At 39.9% G+C, this 19,504-nt stretch carries 16 protein-coding genes and 1 pseudogene; 11 read left to right on the forward strand and 6 right to left on the reverse strand.

Annotated features, from left to right (window positions below):
* The first annotated feature begins 19 nt into the window (after positions 1-19).
* From D0T85_RS19790 to D0T85_RS19800, 3 genes are read left to right on the forward strand one after another with little or no spacing between them, the layout of a single operon-like run.
* A complete protein-coding gene (locus D0T85_RS19790) occupies positions 20-1,669 on the forward strand; it encodes a DUF6377 domain-containing protein (protein WP_163215243.1) in 1,650 nt (549 codons plus the stop codon).
* A 51-nt stretch (positions 1,670-1,720) separates the two neighbouring features.
* Positions 1,721-2,623: a DnaJ C-terminal domain-containing protein gene (locus D0T85_RS19795; protein ID WP_163215244.1), complete on the forward strand. Its 903-nt coding sequence runs from the start codon at positions 1,721-1,723 to the stop codon at positions 2,621-2,623.
* 15 nt (positions 2,624-2,638) lie between these two features.
* Positions 2,639-2,926, forward strand: coding sequence for a chaperone modulator CbpM (locus D0T85_RS19800; RefSeq protein ID WP_163215245.1), 288 nt, complete (start codon positions 2,639-2,641; stop codon positions 2,924-2,926).
* 18 nt (positions 2,927-2,944) lie between these two features.
* Here D0T85_RS19800 and D0T85_RS19805 read toward each other — a convergent pair whose 3' ends face one another.
* From D0T85_RS19805 to D0T85_RS19825, 5 genes are all read right to left on the reverse strand, one after another.
* Positions 2,945-5,131 (reverse strand): DUF5686 family protein, encoded by a 2,187-nt coding sequence (locus tag D0T85_RS19805; protein WP_370460017.1) that lies wholly within the window; start codon positions 5,129-5,131, stop codon positions 2,945-2,947.
* Between the two features lie 115 nt (positions 5,132-5,246).
* Positions 5,247-5,933: a DUF2461 domain-containing protein gene (locus D0T85_RS19810; RefSeq protein ID WP_163215246.1), complete on the reverse strand. Its 687-nt coding sequence runs from the start codon at positions 5,931-5,933 to the stop codon at positions 5,247-5,249.
* Positions 5,934-6,040: 107 nt separating this feature from the next.
* Complete coding sequence (locus D0T85_RS19815) at positions 6,041-6,439, reverse strand: HIT family protein (protein WP_163215247.1); 399 nt, start codon at positions 6,437-6,439, stop codon at positions 6,041-6,043.
* A 16-nt stretch (positions 6,440-6,455) separates the two neighbouring features.
* The gene (gene greA / locus D0T85_RS19820) at positions 6,456-6,920 is read right to left on the reverse strand and encodes a transcription elongation factor GreA (protein WP_163215248.1); all 465 of its coding nucleotides are present in this window, start codon (positions 6,918-6,920) and stop codon (positions 6,456-6,458) included.
* A 179-nt stretch (positions 6,921-7,099) separates the two neighbouring features.
* Positions 7,100-8,254 (reverse strand): TlpA disulfide reductase family protein, encoded by a 1,155-nt coding sequence (locus D0T85_RS19825; RefSeq protein ID WP_163215249.1) that lies wholly within the window; start codon positions 8,252-8,254, stop codon positions 7,100-7,102.
* An 872-nt stretch (positions 8,255-9,126) separates the two neighbouring features.
* Here D0T85_RS19825 and epsC point away from each other — a divergent pair.
* From epsC to mnmD, 8 genes and pseudogenes are all read left to right on the forward strand, one after another.
* A complete protein-coding gene (gene epsC / locus D0T85_RS19835; RefSeq protein WP_163215251.1) occupies positions 9,127-10,017 on the forward strand; it encodes a serine O-acetyltransferase EpsC in 891 nt (296 codons plus the stop codon).
* A gap of 161 nt (positions 10,018-10,178) precedes the next feature.
* Positions 10,179-10,538 (forward strand): four helix bundle protein, encoded by a 360-nt coding sequence (locus tag D0T85_RS19840; protein WP_163215252.1) that lies wholly within the window; start codon positions 10,179-10,181, stop codon positions 10,536-10,538.
* A pseudogene (locus D0T85_RS19845) lies at positions 10,535-11,728 on the forward strand (class I SAM-dependent RNA methyltransferase); the annotation flags it as partial. The gene D0T85_RS19840 and the pseudogene D0T85_RS19845, both read left to right, overlap by 4 nt.
* Before the next feature lie 95 nt (positions 11,729-11,823).
* Positions 11,824-13,953 carry a DPP IV N-terminal domain-containing protein gene (locus D0T85_RS19850; protein ID WP_163215254.1) on the forward strand — a complete coding sequence of 710 codons (2,130 nt, stop codon included), beginning with the start codon at positions 11,824-11,826 and terminating at the stop codon, positions 13,951-13,953.
* A gap of 355 nt (positions 13,954-14,308) precedes the next feature.
* Complete coding sequence (purD, locus tag D0T85_RS19855; protein WP_163215255.1) at positions 14,309-15,583, forward strand: phosphoribosylamine--glycine ligase; 1,275 nt, start codon at positions 14,309-14,311, stop codon at positions 15,581-15,583.
* Positions 15,584-15,665: 82 nt separating this feature from the next.
* Positions 15,666-16,658, forward strand: coding sequence for a hypothetical protein (locus tag D0T85_RS19860; RefSeq protein WP_163215256.1), 993 nt, complete (start codon positions 15,666-15,668; stop codon positions 16,656-16,658).
* Positions 16,643-17,113 carry a YqaA family protein gene (locus D0T85_RS19865; RefSeq protein ID WP_163215257.1) on the forward strand — a complete coding sequence of 157 codons (471 nt, stop codon included), beginning with the start codon at positions 16,643-16,645 and terminating at the stop codon, positions 17,111-17,113. The genes D0T85_RS19860 and D0T85_RS19865 overlap by 16 nt, the downstream gene beginning before the upstream one ends.
* A gap of 3 nt (positions 17,114-17,116) precedes the next feature.
* Positions 17,117-17,767: a tRNA (5-methylaminomethyl-2-thiouridine)(34)-methyltransferase MnmD gene (gene mnmD / locus D0T85_RS19870; RefSeq protein WP_163215258.1), complete on the forward strand. Its 651-nt coding sequence runs from the start codon at positions 17,117-17,119 to the stop codon at positions 17,765-17,767.
* Positions 17,768-17,892: 125 nt separating this feature from the next.
* Here the strand turns inward: mnmD and D0T85_RS19875 are convergent, their stop codons facing one another.
* Positions 17,893-19,266: an aminopeptidase P family protein gene (locus D0T85_RS19875; protein ID WP_163215259.1), complete on the reverse strand. Its 1,374-nt coding sequence runs from the start codon at positions 19,264-19,266 to the stop codon at positions 17,893-17,895.
* Between the last annotated feature and the right edge of the window lie 238 nt (positions 19,267-19,504).

Below are 19,504 nucleotides of genomic sequence, written 5' to 3' on the forward strand. Positions count from 1 at the left end.
CTGTAAAACACCAACACAAATGAAACATTTAAATCTAATCTGTTGCTCATTACTTATAATCCTGTTACTTATTTCGTGTTCGCAGCCAGTAAAATACAACAAAAGACTGTCGGATGTTTTGCTGGAGCTCGATGAAACCATACTTCACCGCGAAACTTACGAGCATGATAAAGAACAACGCATAAATGGAATACGAGAACTATTTAAAGGAAATACTTCACCCGAATACCAATACAATATTTGTAACAAGCTATTTTCCGAATACTTTGATTACAATCTCGACTCGGCTATGGTATATGCTAAAACCAAATTACATTTGGCCGAAAACACACCCGATAAGTATTACAAATCAATAATGGATTTGGCCAATGTTTGTGCAATGGCAGGCATGCTGCACGAAGATCACCAATTGTTGCAAAGCATACCGGTAAATTCTCTGTCGAAAGACTTATTGATGGATTATTACGACTGCTATCATATATTATACAAACACATGGGTTATGTATGCAACGATAAAGAACAGTTGGTTCAGTACAACGAATTAAAGGAGAGTTATCGTTATAAGGTTTTGGAACTTCTTGAAGGCGACGAACTTCGCAAATTGTTGATTGAGGCAAGCTTTATGCGTAACCAACGTAATTATGAAGGAGTTGCAAAGTCATTGCTTGTACCCTACGAACAATGGGAACTGACAATTCGCGACAAGGGTACCTTATCTTTTCTGATTGCCCGTGCATACGAAGATATGGGAGATATTGAGAATGCAATGTATTACTTTGCATCGGGAGCTATATGCGACATTAAAATTCCTGTGAATGAGCACGAAGCACTGTATCAACTTGCATCTATATTATTTGAGCGAGGCGATTTGGAACGTGCCTATCGCTATATAAACTGCTCTATGGAAGGGGTTTTGCAGGTAAATTCGCGCAAAAACATTTATAACATAAACCAGTTATTGCCGCTTATTTCGCAATCGTACAATTCGCAGATTCAACAACAAAAAAACAAGTTAATCTTTCTGGTTACCGGGGCTGGTGTGCTGTTGGCACTACTTATTATAGCCGTAATAGCTGTTTATAAAAGTTTGAAAAAGATATCGTTGGCCCGTAAAAAGCAGAAACAGACCAACGACGAACTTAAGAAAGTAAACTCAAAACTAAGCAAAGCAAACAGTACTTTAATTGAGGCCAACAATATTAAAGAGGCTTATATTGGCCGCTACCTCGACTTGTGCTCTAATTACATGAGTGGGGTTGAGCAATACCGGGTACACCTTAATAATATATTGCGCAAAGATGGCAGTGCCGAGGTAGTAAAAGTATTAAAGTCGGCCACGTATATGAAAGACGAACTTGATGAGTTCTATCAGAATTTCGATGTAACCTTCTTGCATCTGTTCCCCGATTTTGTGGATCAGTTTAATGAACTTCTGCAAGATGATAAACGCATCACACTGAAGCCGGGCGAATTGTTAACCACAGAACTTCGTGTATTTGCCTTGATTAGGTTAGGGATTACCGACTCGGTGAAGATAGCCGAATTCTTGCGCCGATCGACCTCTACAATCTATAACTACCGCGTAAAGATGCGCAATGCTGCCTTAAATTCCCGGCAGGATTTTGAACGGCAGGTAATAAGTATTGGAAATCTTGAATATGAACCATGATAGAGCTTTGTTTGTTAACTAGTAACCTGTAACTTGTAACTAGTAACTAACATGGCATATATTGATTATTACAAGATTCTTGGAGTTGACAAAAGCGCAACACAGGATCAGATAAAGAAAGCTTATCGCAAACTGGCACGCAAACACCATCCCGACCTTAATCCGGATAATTCGGATGCTATCAAACAGTTTCAGGAAATTAATGAAGCAAACGAGGTGTTGAGCGATCCTGAGAAACGGAAAAAGTACGATCAGTATGGAGAGAACTGGAAACATGCCGACCAGTACGAAGCTCAGCAGCAACAATATCAAGGAGGCGGTCAATACCAGGGATTTGATGGTGATGGTACATTCTGGTCGGCATCGGGTGACGGAAGTGGATTCTCCGACTTCTTTGAATCTATGTTTGGTTCAAGAATGGGCGGTGACAGGCGTTCGGCTAATTTCCGCGGACAGGATTATGCTGCCGAACTGCATATATCGTTGGCTGATGCGGCCAAAACCCACAAACAAGTTATTACGGTTAATGGTAAGAACTTGCGCATAACTGTTCCTGCCGGTATAGCAAACGGACAAAAAATAAAACTGAAAGGCCAGGGTGGCGAAGGTGTGAACGGAAGTGCAGCAGGCGATTTATACATTACCTTCGTAATAGCCGAAGATAACAGGTTTAAACGGGTTGGCGATGATATTTATATAACCGCTCCTATTGATTTGTATACAGCAGTTTTGGGTGGAGAACAAATTGTCGATACACTGGATGGTAAAGTGAAGCTGAAAATTAAACCTGGTACACAGAACAATACCAAGGTGAGGCTTAAAGGTAAAGGTTTTCCTGTTTACAAGAAGGAAAATACGTTTGGCGATTTAATTGTAACTTACACAGTTGATATACCAACCGATCTTACTGATAAGCAAAAAGAATTATTCAGGGAAATACAAGGTCTTAGTTAAAGAGGAGGAAATGTTATGCAAACAGATTTTATAATTATCAGAGAATATTGCAAGAGAACGGATTTAGAACAAGATTTCTTTACCATGCTCGAAGATAACGGATTAATAGACACTTGCATTATAGAAGGAGAAAAACTATTTCCATCTTCGCAACTCCTGGACATAGAGCGTTATGCACGACTGTATTATGATTTATCCATCAATATTGAAGGGATTGATGCAATTCACCACCTCCTGAACAGAATGAAAGATATTCAACAGGAACTGGAGTATTTCAAAAACAGACTGAGGTTGTACGAGTAGAAGGAGGCCGCCAACAAATTACCGATTAAATAGCTCAAAGGTTATTTTGAATCCAACCCGGTCGAATTTTCCATTCATACTACTTGCAAATACTCCTACATCAAAAATGTGGGTTCCTATTCCGTAACCAGCCTCCAGGTACGGATTAAGATGAGGCATTACCACAGTACCAAAGTAAAGGCGTTCGTTGAGCACATGTTTGGTGTTTTTTAAAACCAAAGGTAATAAAAGGAAGGGTGCTTCGTAGGTAATGTTTCCTCTTACATATTTGCGGGACGAGTTATACCATCTGCGATCGAGATTTTGAAAAACACCACCTATATCATCGCTCCATCCTATTGGCAGATTATTCTTCGAGAAGTTTACGAAGTCTACAAAGTACATATTCTCTTGTTTGGTAAAAGCACCACATCCAAACCTATAATATAAGGAACGAATTAATCCTAAAGATATGCGGTGTTGCATGTCAAATTCAAATCGTTCATAATTACCGGTACTACGAAGTACTCCATCAATGCCCCGCTCCCAGTCTAATATAAAAGTAGGATAAATGGAGTGAAGATTTATTTTCCTGTCTCCATTCATATAATAATATTGTTTGGGTGTCCAGCTTATCCGTACACGTGGTGCAAAACTTATATATGTATTCCTGTACCTCTCTGGGTCGGGCGACACAAACTCCGATTTCTTTTCTGCTTTTCTTTTATGGGTTGATATACCAACATCCAAAGTTAACCCATTGGTGATTTCCAAGCTATGCCTGAGCTCAACATAAAAGTCTTTGAAATAATCAAGATGTATTTTATTAAAATTAAAAACACTATCCGGTATTTCTTTTAGTTCATCCAATATCTGGCTACTATAAATTCTATTACCATTACCGATGTTAATATGAAGAGCTGCCCGCTTACGAGGCCAATAATCGTAATCGGCCTTAACGCGCCAATAAAACTCTTTTTGCTTAAAGTTATACCCTATACGTGGCACAATGCGAAGCAGTCGGTCGCCCGAAAACAATCTGTTGTATTTAAATTCCTGCTTATATGAAATTCCGTTTGTTCCACTATAATCAAGCAACAACGGATTTATCAGGGGAGATGCCTTTACACTACCCACTTGCGCCAGATCTATTGTATAATTGTCGATAAGCATATCGCCAATCTGCCCTAAAAATACTTGGCTAGACTTCTTGGGCTTTGGTTTATACAGTGTGGTATCCTTTTTAATATAATAATCTTCGTATATGTTTTTTTCTAGTGGCGTTAACTCAATCGGGCGTACTTTAGCAATATGGAAGGTATCGGTATAATAAGATATGGTATCACATTTCAATGTATACGAGTCTGTTAAATCATAATCTTCTTTCTGCTTTTTAGGCCGAGCCCTTTTTTCTTTAATATCAATAGACTTGTAATTGAACAGCGCAATAAAATTCACATCAAACTTATTACCTAAGAATTTAAAATGCGCATTCATGTCATATCTCACTGGCAAAAACTCATTCTTCTCTCCTACTTCGCCCATCTTAACATGATTATCAAAGCGAAGATATTCTGATCTGCCCGAGAACTGCATTTCTCTGATGCTCCACACATTATCGCTCACAATCATGTATCCTTTTACCAGTTGATAGCTTCGCTTTTTGGGCTCAAAAGATATACGATACGCTTTTTCTCCTTTATATTTAATCACCGAATCGAGCCTGTAAGAATAATACTTCTTTGCCGAAGCCGAAACTGGTGATAATAATTTAGTAGGTAAAAGTGTAGGCGAATAAACATTCACATTAAAATACTGCAACACATTACCTTTGGGACCACGAAATCGATCTATTGTTCCGGTTATCACTCTTAATTTATGATCGTAGATGTTGGGTTCGGTAAAATGTAGGTCGCTATAGGATTCAAGCAGATATTCGCGCACTCCCTTTTTAAGTTTAAACATTGAAGGAATATATCTGATGAGGTGGTTTCTTTTTCGTATATACACCCTGCTCTTCATATACATTTCTGCTTTATAATCAATAACCAGGGATTCGTATAAGGGAGCATAAAAAATAACTTGCTTCAGTATCGAGTCTGTCGATACCGTATAGTTACCCGGATGTAATTGTGTAATTCCGTTAATGCCACGTGCAGTAGGAGTTAACAGGGTAATCCATAATAATATTCCTAATATGTGTCTCAAGCAAGTCAACCTCTCTATATCACAAACTTACAAAAAAAAACCATACTTCTTCACTTTAAGTAGTTAAAATACATCTACTTAATCAAAAGCAGGTTTTATAATCGAGGTATGTGAGCCAGATTGTAATACTTCCCTAATCCATTGTAGCCTCTTTCATAAAATTATAGAGCCACTCTAAAGCAACAAAATCTTTAATTATAAGATCGGCAAAGCCGGTTGAGTACACATCTTCATTTATAGGTTGTATCTTCTCAACCCAAATACCCTTCCGTTGAATCCAAGGTTGAAAATAATCCGAAAGGTCATTAGCGATAAGGCGTTTGTATTCATCTCCACGAACGGTATATCCGTTATCCAGAACGGTTTCCTGTGTTACTCGTTGAAATTCTTCGGCATCATATATTACAGCATCACGAAAGTTATCCATAACCTTTTTCTGAGGTTGAAAAAGACCAAGACCAAGGGTATACGCATCCTGTTGTAGTTCTAAAAAATATCCGGGATGATCTTTCCACTCTTCACGGGTAACAGGTTGCTGAAATGTCATCCACATAAATGTTTTATATGGATCTTTATTTTTTGAGAAGCGGGTATCTCTGTAAATACGTGATATAGCCCGGTGAGGACGCATTTCGAATTGACTATCTATATTCTGCATAACCGGATAAAGGGCCTGGAATAATGCCTTTAGCGGATTTATTAACTCGGATTCGTAAATGTGTTTATGGGCGTCAAACCATTCTTTGTTATTATTCTCACTCAGGTCTTTAAAGAATTGGAAAGTTTTGGGTGTAAAACCTTTGAATGTTTGATTTTTCATACTTCGTTAAATCAATTTTAAAACACAGATTAACGCGGATTAACGCAGATTTTTCTCATATTTAATCTGCGTTAATCCGCGTTAATCTGCGTTTCTAGAAACATTTATCATTCATCCCAAGCCTTGCGAATATTCTCCGCAATACTGGTAAACTCTTCTTGAGTTAGTTTAAGTTTTGGGTTCGAAAATAGCATATCCGATTCTTTATTAATTGGTATCAGGTGTATGTGTGCATGTGGAACTTCGAGTCCAATCACTGCCACCCCTACCCTTTTGCAAGGTATTGCTTTTTCTATTGCTTTGGCTACGCTTTTAGCAAAGACATGCATCTCTGCCAAATCGTTATCTGTTATATCAAAAATATAATCAATCTCTTGTTTAGGTATAACCAAGGTATGTCCCTTAACAAGTGGGTTAATATCCAGAAATGCATAAAATTTGTCGTTTTCGGCAATCTTATAACTTGGAATTTCGCCTGCAACTATTTTACTGAATATGGTAGCCATAATGGTATTTGTGTTTTTAGAATGAGATGTTCATTACTTCCAAACTGATGTTTCCCTGAGGCACCTGTATCTCGGCAACATCGCCCACTTTCTTGCCCAGTAAACCTTTGGCAATAGGGGTACTAACCGAAATTTTGCCCTCTTTGAGGTTTGCTTCGCTTTCCGAAACAATGGTGTATGTCATCTTCATACCATTCTTCACGTTTTTCAACTCTACTTTATTTAGAATCTGAACACAATCGGTTTGCAATTTTGATTCGTCTATAATTTTAGCTTCGCCTATTGTTTCTTTCAGTCTGCTGATTTTCATTTCCAAAAGTGCTTGCGCCTCTTTAGCCGCATCATATTCTGCATTCTCGGACAAATCGCCTTTGTCGCGTGCTTCTGCAATCTGCCTGGAGATTTCCGGTCTGTTTACAGTTTCAAGTATTCTCAATTCTTCCACTAACTTTTTGTAGCCTTCTTCAGACATATAAGCCATGATGTATTTCCTCCTAATTTAATTTTAATATTAAACGGTCATATAAAACAAAAAAGAATTCCAACATGTTGACATGTTGGAACCCTCTCTATATTTTCACTTTGCAAAGATAGGCCTTTAAAAAGTAAATTTCAAATATAAAAGCCTGTTATGTAACATAATTTAAGAACGAACCTTTTTTATAATAATGATTTAACGGTTGCATCCAGATCTTTCACATCTTCGCCCCTCTTAAATAATTCATTTTGCTTATTTATAAGGAAATAAGTGGGCAACTGCTGAACATTATATAAAGATAACTGAGACGAGTAAACGCCTTGCGGATCTCTTACGCAAATCCATGGAAGGTTGTGTGCGGCAGTTTTCCAGAAGTGTTCATCGGCATCAAAAGATATCTGATAAATCTCCAGACCTTTATCCGAATATTTGTCATATAAGTCGCGTAACATAAAGTTATGTTCGGGCGATACCGGATGTTGATATACGGTAAAATCCAATAATATCACTTTCCCGGCTAAATCGGTCAGTTTGCGGGTATTGCCTTTTATGTCTTTCAATTGAATATCTATTAATCCGGTTGTATTAATCTCAAACTCTTGGGTATTGGCTGCAGATGTTTCGCGTGGGGTGCGGGTGTTACGCATGCCTTTAATTACCAGGTTATATAGATTTTTAGAACGTTCGGCATGCGGATAGAAGTTCTCAAGACTGGTTGCTACAGCAGCAAAACTCTTAATATCGTCTTTGTTGTTTAAGGGGTCGAACAACAAGTAGTTATTGATGCGCTGAAACAAAGCAAAATATGCCGCAGCGGTATTAGGAGCCGCGTATATATACTGCGTTTTAACTTCTTCTTTATAAGCATTAATTAAAGCATTCAAGCTATCTTCGAATGCAGGGTTGGTTAATCTGTTTTGTTGTGCCGATTGCATCAGGGTATTAACATCGTTCTGTAACTTAATTTGCTTAAGTGTTAATTCCTTGATTTTGATACTGTTGGGCGACCCTTCTACCTGATAGGCTGTTGTAAACTTATCGTAAGGGGCATTGATTGTAACAGTTTCGGTGCTATCAACAGAGAAGTTTATAATTTTATTTTCGATGCGTAGTCTGTAAAACTCAGGCGATTCGGGCTTTTGCCCTTTAAACGTAAATGTACCACTACTTTTTATCTTAGCCGAATCCAATACTACCACCCCACCTATTTGCGAGGCTTCCAGATAAATCTTCTTTCCTTCGGCTCCGGTAACTTCGCCTGTAACTGTAAATTTAGGACCTGTATTACATGCACTCAAAAGTAATATAACAAAGGCAAAAAAGGATATTTGTCTCATATGTGCGTTTTATTTTAATGCAAATATAAGTCTTTTCGGTTTTACTCAAAGCATTTAGCCTGAATTATTCATATTCAAGAATGGAAGGAGTTAATTGAACTGGCCAAAATAGATTCTAATGCCGTTGATAAGTGCTATATAGCTTGAGAGATTAATGCTATATAGCTCTGAGGGTCAATGCTATATAGTTCAGGGGGTCGATGCTATATAGCTCAAGACTGCTTTTCTATATAGCGCGAAAGGATGAAGGCACGAAAGCACGAAAGGATGAAGGCACGAAAGGATAAAAGTGTTTTTTTCATGCCTTCGTGCTTTCATCCTTTCGTGCCTTCGCGCCTTTATCAACAGCAGCAGTTTCTTTTTCTTCTGCTTTTTCTGATGTTCTGTTCTGTTATGTTCTGTTCTGTTATGTTCTGTTGCCATAGTATTACCATTTTTCTTCTGTTGGTGTTTGTCAAAATAGGAAACATTCGTTGAAAAGCCTGCTTTTACAGGCTCAACTCAATAATTGAACTGCCCTTTCAGGGCGCTAGGGCGTGGTTCTGTTATTACCCCAGGTGTTACCTGGGGCTGAATTAACCTGCCACTTCGTGGCGAATGAATACTTCCAAATATAACTGAGTATTAACTCTGGGCATGTACGATATATTATTCGTATATGTAACATAATCAGAACAAAGAAGCAGTTACTGTTTTGCAGCATATCTACCATAAAATGATCGCAGTTATGCAATACTTCATCCATTTATCTGCAATTAACTCTCTTTTTTTTCTCAGTTTCAACACAAAGAGCACGAATAATTGAGGTTAAATGTACGTTTAATGGATTCTAACCTGTATCTTTGCACATTATAAAAGAAGAGTGCATTCCCATGAGTCATAAAGACTTTACACATGTTCTAACGCATACCGTGGACGAACTTTCACGAAGCGAATCCTATGGAGGATTATTTCACCAGCACAGAGAAGGAGAGCCGTTGCCATCGCCACCGGTTCTGGCGGAAATTATTGAGCTGGCACGTACCATACTTTTTCCCGGTTATTATGGAAACTCTACCATTAATAGCAGTACCATCGAGTATCATATTGGGGTAGCAGTAGAGAAGTTATTCAACCTGCTTGCCAAGCAGATACTGGCTGGTTTATGTTTTGAGCGCGAAGGATTTAGCTGTTCTGCAACAGACTGCAAAAGAGATCATGCTGCCAAACTTGCTGCCGAATTTGTGAGTGAACTTCCACAACTTCGTCGGCTGCTGGCTACCGATGTTGAGGCCGCCTATAACGGTGACCCCGCTGCCGAGAGCTACGGAGAAGTTATATTCTGTTATCCGGCAATCAAGGCAATCAGCAATTACCGCATTGCCCATATATTGCTGAAACTGGGTATTCCATTAATTCCACGCATTATTACCGAAATGGCTCACAGCGAAACCGGTATAGATATTCATCCCGGGGCACAAATCGGCTCACATTTTACCATCGACCACGGAACAGGGGTGGTAATTGGGGCAACCACCATAATCGGTAATCATGTAAAACTGTATCAGGGAGTTACACTTGGGGCAAGAAGCTTCCCGCTAGACGAAGAAGGTAACCCCATAAAAGGTATTGCACGCCACCCGATTATTGAAGATAATGTGATTATATACTCCAACGCAACCATTCTGGGACGCATCACTATTGGCCAAGGCGCTACAATAGGTGGTAATATCTGGGTAACAGAGGATGTTCCGGCTGGGGAGAGAATCATACAAAAGAGTTGAGAGTTGAGAGTTGAGAGTTGAGAGTTGATAATGAAAAAACAAAATAATTATGAATATGAATAACAAGAATAATGAAAATAATGAAAATATTGAAAACAACGTTGTTAATAACTATATTGGGAAGCTAACTCTCAATTCTCAACTCTCAACTCTCAACTAACATGGGTAGAGGTATTGTAGGGCAAAAATCGTATACTTTTGCTTTACGGATAATAAACGCATATAAATATCTAACTACAAATATGCATGAATATGTTCTTTCAAAACAAATGTTGAGAAGCGGTACAGCAATAGGTGCACTTTGTCGTGAAGCAGAACATGCTCAAAGTCGTGCTGATTTTATAAATAAAATGAATATAGCTTTAAAGGAAGCCAATGAAACAGAATACTGGTTGATGTTATTGAAGGATAGTGAATATATTGATGAAGATTCCTATAACTCAATAGAAAAAGATTGTGATGAACTTATAAAGATGTTAGTTTCCATAGTTAAAACAACAAAAAAGACCCAAGTAAAATGACAGATAAACTCTCAACTCTCAACTCTCAACTCTCAACTAGCTTTGAAATGATAGCTAAAACTTTTCAAGGTTTGGAAGAAGTCTTGGCTACAGAATTAACAAACCTTGGAGCTAACGATGTACAGATAGGCCGTCGGATGGTATCCTTTTCCGGCGATAAAGCAATGATGTACAAAGCAAACTTTTGTTTGCGCACGGCTATCCGTATCTTGAAACCAATAAGTAACTTTACGGCAAAGAATGCCGATGAAGTGTACGAGAAAGTAAAAGCTATAAAGTGGGAAGATTTCCTGGATGTTGATAAAACCATAGCAGTAGATGCTGTTGTTTTCAGCGACGAGTTCCGTCACTCCAAGTTTGTATCTTACAAGGTAAAAGATGCCATAGTAGATTATTTCCGCGAAAAGTTTGGCAAACGCCCTTCGGTACGACTAAGCAATCCTGATATTGCATTAAATATTCATATCGCCCATACTACCTGTACGCTTTCTCTTGATTCTTCGGGAGAGTCTTTGCACCGTCGCGGTTATCGTCAGGAAGCAGTAGAAGCTCCATTGAACGAGGTGCTTGCCGCCGGTATGATATTAATGAGCGGTTGGAAAGGCGATTGCGATTTAATTGACCCCATGTGTGGTTCGGGAACGATCCCTATTGAAGCTGCACTGATTGCCCGTAACATTGCTCCCGGAGTATTCCGCAAAGAGTTTGCCTTCGAAAAATGGGTAGACTTTGATCAGGACCTCTTCGATGATATCTATAACGACGATACCAAGGAACGCCCTTTCAACCATAAAATTTATGGTTACGATAATAATCCTGCAGCAAATACCATTGCCATGCACAATGTTAAAGCAGCAGGAGTATCAAAAGATATCGTATTGAAAGTTCAACCGTTCCAGCAATTTGAACAACCCAAAGAAAAATCAATCATGATAACCAATCCGCCTTATGGTGAACGTATATCAAGTCGCGACCTGCTGGGCTTGTACCAAATGATTGGCGAACGATTGAAACATGGATTTACCGGAAATACCGCATGGATACTCAGCTATCGCGAAGAATGTTTCGACCAGATAGGACTGAAACCAACTAAAAAAATACCCTTGTTTAATGGATCGTTAGAATGTGAGTATCGCCAGTATGATATATTTCAGGGCAAACATAAAGAATTCAAAAAGGAGGTAAAGGAGAGAAGGAGGTAAAGTGAGGTAAAGAATAAGCCATGCGGCATCGTTATCTTTACCTCCTTTACCTCACTTTACCTCACTCAAATACTTATAAAATCATGAAAAAAGCACTATTAACCCTTATCATTGCCCTTATGGCAGGAAATATACAAGCACAGTTGCATCTTCCTACATTGGAAGAATTAATACCAGGTGGGTCGCAGTATAAATTCGCCGAAAACATTTATGGTTTACAGTGGTGGGGCGACATCTGTATTAAACCAGAAACAGATAAGGTTATAAGTATTAACCCGGCAACCGGAAAAGAAAAAGTACTTTTTACTTTGGCCGATGTAAATAAGAAGCTTAAGGCTTTGGATATCAATCCTATTAGCCACCTTTATAACATCCGGTTTTTATGGGCGGACCAAACTAAGATACTGATTAGTTACCCCGACAAGTATGTTGTTTATGATTTCAAGAAAAATGAAGTTACAAACATCCGGAAAATAAACTCGAATAAGGCTAATAACAAAGATTATGAATACAAATCGGGTAACCTGGCATATACCGTTGGTAACAATTTATATGTTAACAATGAGGCCATAACCAACGAGCCCGAAGGTGTTGTATGTGGTCAGTCGGTACACCGCAACGAATTTGGTATTAACAAAGGAACTTTCTGGAGCCCCAAAGGAAACTTGTTGGCTTTCTACCGTATGGACGAAAGAATGGTTACCCAATATCCGTTGGTAGACATCACCACCCGCATAGCCGAGGTAAACAATGTACGTTACCCAATGGCAGGCACAACAAGCCATTTGGTTACCATTGGCATATACAACCCAAGCACTAAAGAAACCGTTTTCCTGAAAGTGGGCGATCCTACCGACCGCTATTTTACCAACATCTGTTGGTCGCCGGACGAAAAGAGCCTCTACTTGATAGAAGTAAACCGCGATCAGAATAAAGCAAAACTGTGTAGGTACGATGCAAAAACAGGCGAACTTCAAAAAATACTTTTTGAAGAAACGCATCCTAAGTACATCGAGCCTCAGTCTCCTATTGCTTTCCTTCCATGGGCACCCGACAGATTTATTTATCAGAGTCAGAACGATGGTTTCAACCACCTTTATCTGTACAATACCGATGGTGATTTATTGAAACAAATAACTTCGGGAAGCTGGCTGGTTAAAAACATAATAGGTTTCGACAGCAGTTGGGAAGAAGTTATTATTGCCAGTACAGAATACTCGCCCTTGCAAACAAATTACTTCAGGGTAAACACCAATACAGGTAAACGCACTCCTATTGGCAACGATGAAGGTGTACACAATTGCAAACTAAGCCATTCGGGCAGTTATGTAATTGATACCTACTCAACACCACAAACACCCAGAAAAATAGAAATAATAAATGTAAGGGGAGGCCAAAGCGGCATTACATTGCTCGAAGCCAGTAATCCTTATAAGAACTACGATATGCCACATTTTGAAACCGGGGTAATTAAAGCCGATGATGAAATTACGGATTTATACTACCGCATAACCAAGCCGGCAGATTTTGATGCAACCAAAAAGTACCCTGTTATTGTTTATGTATATGGTGGTCCGCATGCACAAATGGTAACTAACTCGTGGCAATATGGTGCCCGCGGATGGGATATTTACATGGCAAACAAGGGTTACATAATGTTTACTATCGATAACCGTGGCAGCAGTAACCGTGGATTGTACTTCGAAAACTGTACCTTCCGTCAGCTGGGTATTGAAGAAGGAAAAGATCAGGTAAAAGGGATAGAATACCTACGCTCACTGCCTTATGTTGATGCCAACCGTATTGGTGTGCATGGATGGAGCTACGGTGGCCACATGACTACTGCCTTGATGCTTCGTTATCCGAATATATTTAAAGTGGGTGTTGCAGGTGGTCCGGTAATAGATTGGCAATATTACGAGGTTATGTATGGCGAAAGATATATGGATACTCCACAGTCGAACCCCGAAGGTTATAAGGAATCGAACCTGAACAACCTGGCAGGTAACCTGAAAGGACATCTCCTGATTATTCACGATGATCATGATGATACTTGTGTGCCGCAGCATGCGTTATCGTTTATGAAAGCCTGTGTGGATGCACGCACCTATCCGGATTTGTTTATCTATCCCGGTCACAAACATAATGTAATGGGACGCGACCGTGTGCATTTGCATGAGAAGATAACAAGGTATTTTGAGGATCATTTGTGATACTTGCTCCGCAGGCTATCCTCCTTTGGAGGAAGTCCAATCGTTCTTTGAGTTTGTTAGCAATTACCCCGACAGGGGTAATATTTGCATAACCCCGGGTGAGCAAAGCGTAACCCGGGGTATATAACTCCCGATTACCTGAGCCCCGAAGGGGTTCAACCCTTTCAGGGCTGTTGTGAGTGGATTTAGTCTACCCCGGGTTACGCTCTGCTCACCCGGGGTTATGCAAATCTTACCCCTGCCGGGGTAATTGCTAACTCAAAAAGCAAAAACTCTGTGAACTCTGTGGTAAATCGTACAATTGAACTTTTACCACAACCTCATAAAGCTTAAATTGAACAATAAATAATATAACATGAAAGTACTTCTTTTAGGTTCCGGAGGCCGCGAGCACGCCCTTGCCTGGAAAATGGCCCAAAGCCCTAAACTGGAAAAGCTGTACATTGCCCCGGGCAATGCAGGAACCTCTGCCGTAGGCGAGAACATAAACATTAAAGTTACCGATTTCGAAGCAATCAAAACATTTGCCCTCGAAAGAAACATAGACATGATAGTTGTAGGACCCGAAGACCCATTGGTAGAAGGTATCTACGATTTCTTTCAGGAAGATATTGCCACTCGCGATATTGCCATAATCGGCCCAACAAAACAAGCAGCACAGCTCGAAGGCAGCAAAGAATTTGCCAAAGAGTTTATGCAGCGCCATAATATCCCAACAGCCCGCTATAAAAGCGTAACCAAAGAAACGTTGGAAGAAGGGTTGGCATTCCTCGAAACCCTACCCGCACCCTATGTATTAAAAGCCGACGGACTGTGTGCAGGCAAAGGAGTATTGATACTCCCAACACTGGAAGACGCTAAATTTGAACTCAACGCCATGCTTAGCGGAATGTTTGGAGATGCCAGCGCAACCGTAGTAATTGAGGAATTCCTTAGCGGCATTGAATGTTCCGTATTTGTACTAACCGATGGCGAACACTATAAAGTACTACCCGTTGCCAAAGACTATAAACGTATTGGCGAAGGCGATACCGGATTAAATACCGGAGGTATGGGAAGCGTAACCCCCGTTCCGTTTGCCGATGAGGTATACATGGAAAAAGTACGTACCCGCATTATTGAACCAACCATCAACGGATTGATTGAAGAAGAAATCCTCTACAAAGGATTTATCTTCTTGGGCCTTATTAAAGTAAATGGCGAACCAATGGTTATTGAATATAACGTTCGTATGGGCGACCCCGAAACAGAAAGCGTTATGCTACGAACCAAAGGCGATCTGGTTGAATTACTACAGGCCGTGCATACAGGCGAACTCGATACCATGACCTTTGAAGAAGACACACGCTCTGCCGCCAGTGTTATTCTTGTAAGCGGAGGCTATCCCGAAGCATACGACAAAGGATTCCCAATTACCGGACTGGACAAAGCCGCACAAACAGACAGCATCATCTTCCATGCCGGAACAGCTATGAAAGATGGCAAAGTAGTTACTGCCGGAGGTCGTGTAATTGCCATAAGCTCTTATGGAAACAATCGCGAAGAGGCTTTGGCCAAGTGTTACAAAGTAGCACAGATGATTGAATTTGAAAAGAAATACTATAGAACCGATATCGGATTCGACCTTTAAATTAGTTACGAGTTATAAGTTACGAGTTACAAGTTTACTACTTTACTCGTAACTTGTAACTCGTAACTCGTAACTAAAAACTATGACCCGTTTGCAACATATCATCACAACCGGAAGATACACACTTCCGGTTGCTATATTCCTAACATTGCTCTGTTGGATAGGGGTGTATCTGTACTTTCCCGATCTGGAGGTAGCAGAGAACACTTCACACCCCCTGTTACAATCTCTACAGAATACGATCGCCAACTGGGCCAGCCGGGTGTTAAGTTTGGTATGTTGTTTCCTGATTGGTTTCTTCCTGATTCACCTCAATAACGATTATGCTATTATCCGACGGCGGGCCTCGGTACAAACCTCTATCTTCCTGTTATGTGTTTCTGCCTGCCCCTTGTTGCATATATTCTATATCACAGACATTGCTGCAATTCTGTTACTGTTCAGCATAAATAACCTGTTTAAATGCTATCAGCAACAGCATCCTATGGGATATGTTTTTAATGCTTTTGTATTTCTGGGATTCGCTAGCCTGCTGTTTCCACATTGCTTGTGGTTTGCCCCTATATTTCTGATAGGTACCGGAATGATTACTCCAATGACCTTCCGCAACCTGATAGCTGCCATATTAGGATGCAGCCTTCCTTATTTCTTTTTGTGGGGATATGCCTATTGGATAGAAAACATGGAAGTGTTCTATCAACTGTTTAACGAACTGATTGCTTTCCCTAAATTCAGTGTCGATAATCTGAGCATAACCCAATGGGTAGTATATGCTTATTTCTTTGTTATTTATGTAGTTAGTGCTGTTTATTGCTTCACCAATAAAAACAAAGATAAAATACGTACCCGTGCTTATCTGCGATTTATTATTCTATTTCTATTAAGCTTCTTCGTATATATGATTTTGCAGCCGGTTCACTCCATTAGTATATTTCTGCTGTTACTTACCGGACTAAGTATTCTTTCTGCTCACTTCTTTGTTCTTACAAACAATAAGGCCTCTAATTGGTTCTTTATAGGAGCACTGGTTGGTTTAGTGCTTCTATTTACATTCAATATATGGATGCTTTTATAAACTTCCTTATTCAGTGGGGGTATGTGGGTATGTTCCTGGCAGCCTTGTTGGCCGGAACAATTATACCCTTCAGCTCCGAAGCTGTATTGTTTGCATTGGTACATCCCTCTACCGGGCTCGATCCTTTTGGTTGTGTACTGGCTGCTACAGCCGGAAACCTGCTGGGAAGTTTAACATGTTATTGGCTGGGACATCTTGGAAAGATGGAATGGCTTATAAAGTATTTCCACATGAGCGAAGAGAAGATAGAATCCATGAAGAAATACCTGCACCATAAGAGTGCATTCATGGCCTTTTTTACTTTTATACCAGTTGTTGGAAGCATTATTGCTGTAGCATTGGGCTTTTTACGCAGCAACTTGAAAATAGTAACTATATGTATGCTTATCGGTAAATTCCTCAGGTATGTAGTTGTGATACTGGCTGCCCGTGGTATATTTACCTTTTTTGCCTGACAAATGAAAAGAATTATCGAACAAACAGCCGACGGAAGTTCTACCTTGTACATCCCCGAAATGGACGAACATTACCATAGTGTTAAAGGTGCCGCAACCGAATCGCAACACGTATTTATCAACATGGGGATGAAAGCCCATAGCCCTCAGGATATTCTGAATATATTTGAAGTTGGGTTCGGAACAGGTTTAAACGCTTGGCTAACATTGAAAGAAACAATCACTTCTAAACAAAAGGTATATTACACGGGTATTGAACTCTATCCGTTATCCAAAGAAACAATAGATGCTTTGCATTATACCGATGATCCGCTTTTCGGCGAATTACATAATGCCCCATGGAATAGTGATACAGAAATAACACCGGAGTTTATTCTGAATAAAGTAAATATGGACCTGGCATCCTACAAATTTAATCAAAGCAACAGGCCGGATATTGTTTACTTCGATGCCTTCGCCCCCGAGAAGCAACCGGAAATGTGGACACAGGAGATATTCGATTCCCTATATCAAGCAATGAACGAAGGAGGAATTCTTACAACATATTGCGCAAAAGGTGTTATCAGACGAATGTTGCAGCAATCCGGCTTTGTAGTCGAACGTCTTCCGGGACCACCGCAGGGGAAAAGGGAGATTTTAAGAGGTAATAAGTAGTGAGTTATGAGTTGTGAGTAGTGAGTAATGAGTTGTGAGTAGTGAGTTATGAGTTATGAGTTATGAGTAGTGAGTTTCCATGCGGCATCGAAACTCATAACTCAAAACTCATTACTCACTACTCATTACCGAAGCTCCTCCACCTCTTCCGGTGTAAGTGGTATTTTCTTGCCTAGCCTGCGGCTTCCTTCTTCTGTTATCAGATAATCTTCTTCGTTTCGTATACCGCCAAAGTTCTTATACGATTCCAGGGCGTTGTAGTTAATGAAGTCCGTAAACTTGTTTTGTCCTTTCCACAGATCAATAAGTTCAGGGATAAAATATACTCCGGGTTCTATGGTAAGTACAAATCCCGGTTCAAGTGTGCGGGCTAAGCGGAGAGATTTGCGTCCAAACATTGTGCTCTTAGGCTGACCATCGTATCCTACCCATACTTCTCCAAGGTTTTCCATATCATGCACATCAAGCCCCATCATGTGACCTAATCCGTGCGGATAGAATAAGGCATAAGCACCTTCCTCGACTGCGGCATGCGAATCGCCTTTCATTAAGCCCAGACTTTTTAGTTCTTCAACCATAACCCAAGCCGAGAATTCATAAACTTCTTTGAAAGTAATTCCGGGACGAAGCATTCTTACTGCTTCCCTGTGCATCCTGTTTTGTATTTCATAAATTTCCCGCTGGCGGGTAGTAAAAGTTTTATCAGCAGGAAGCGTCGACGACATATCACCGGCGTACCCCATTTCGGTTTCTGCACCAGCATCAATAAGGAACAAATCTCCTGATTTTACTTTATTACCATGATAATGGTTATGAAGTGTTTGCCCGTTAATAGTGGCTATAGTAGGGAAAGACAGATTACCACCTGCACCCAGTGCAACACTTTCTATTATTGCGGCTATTTCATACTCCATCATTCCCGGGCGAAGTGCTTTAATTGCAGCAATATGCATATCAGCGGTAATATTGCATGCTTTCTCTATTTCTACAATTTCTTCGGCTGTTTTGTAGTTACGTTGGTTTACAACTGCTTTAATAAATGGAATAGAGCCTTCTTGTTTGCCTATCGGCAGATTCAACCATTCCATCAATTTAATTCTGTGCTCCGAACGGTAAGGAGGCAGAAAATGAATGGTTTGTCCTTTCTGCTGGGCTTTAGTGAGGTAATTAGCAAGATCGGCCGATGGCATATTGAGGGATATTCCTACCCGTTCGCTCTTTTCTTTCAGCGTAGGTTGAGTACCCATCCATACAATGGCATCAATTGTTAACTCATCACCAAAGATAATTTCTTTGTCTTCATCAATATCAATGATAGCAGAAAGGCCGGCAAATGATAAACCGAAATAATAAAGAAAAGTAGAGTCTTGTCGGTAACGGAAGGTATTGTCTTCGTAGTTTAAACCTGTTTCATCGTTTCCCAGAAATAGAAGTATACCGGAGCCGACTGCTTTTTTCAGTGCGGCCCGGCGTTGCATATATGTCTCTTTTGCAAACATAATTACTGTATTTAAAGTTAATACAGCAAACTTAAATAAAAATATTCGATTTATATATCTCTTGAATTAAAAACATTCTGTGGTGAATTGTGTTTAGCCTGCATTATTCATACTTTATCAATTTGGTTCAAATCAGATAGGAATTGAATAAAAACACGGAGACACAGAAACACGGAGCTTATCGAAAATGCCCGTAGGGCATTCATATCAATAGAATAATAATAAGTTTTAATCTTCA

Source organism: Bacteroides sp. 519 (genome assembly GCF_010500955.1).
In the GTDB taxonomy this organism is placed as follows: Bacteria; Bacteroidota; Bacteroidia; order Bacteroidales; family Bacteroidaceae; genus Bacteroides.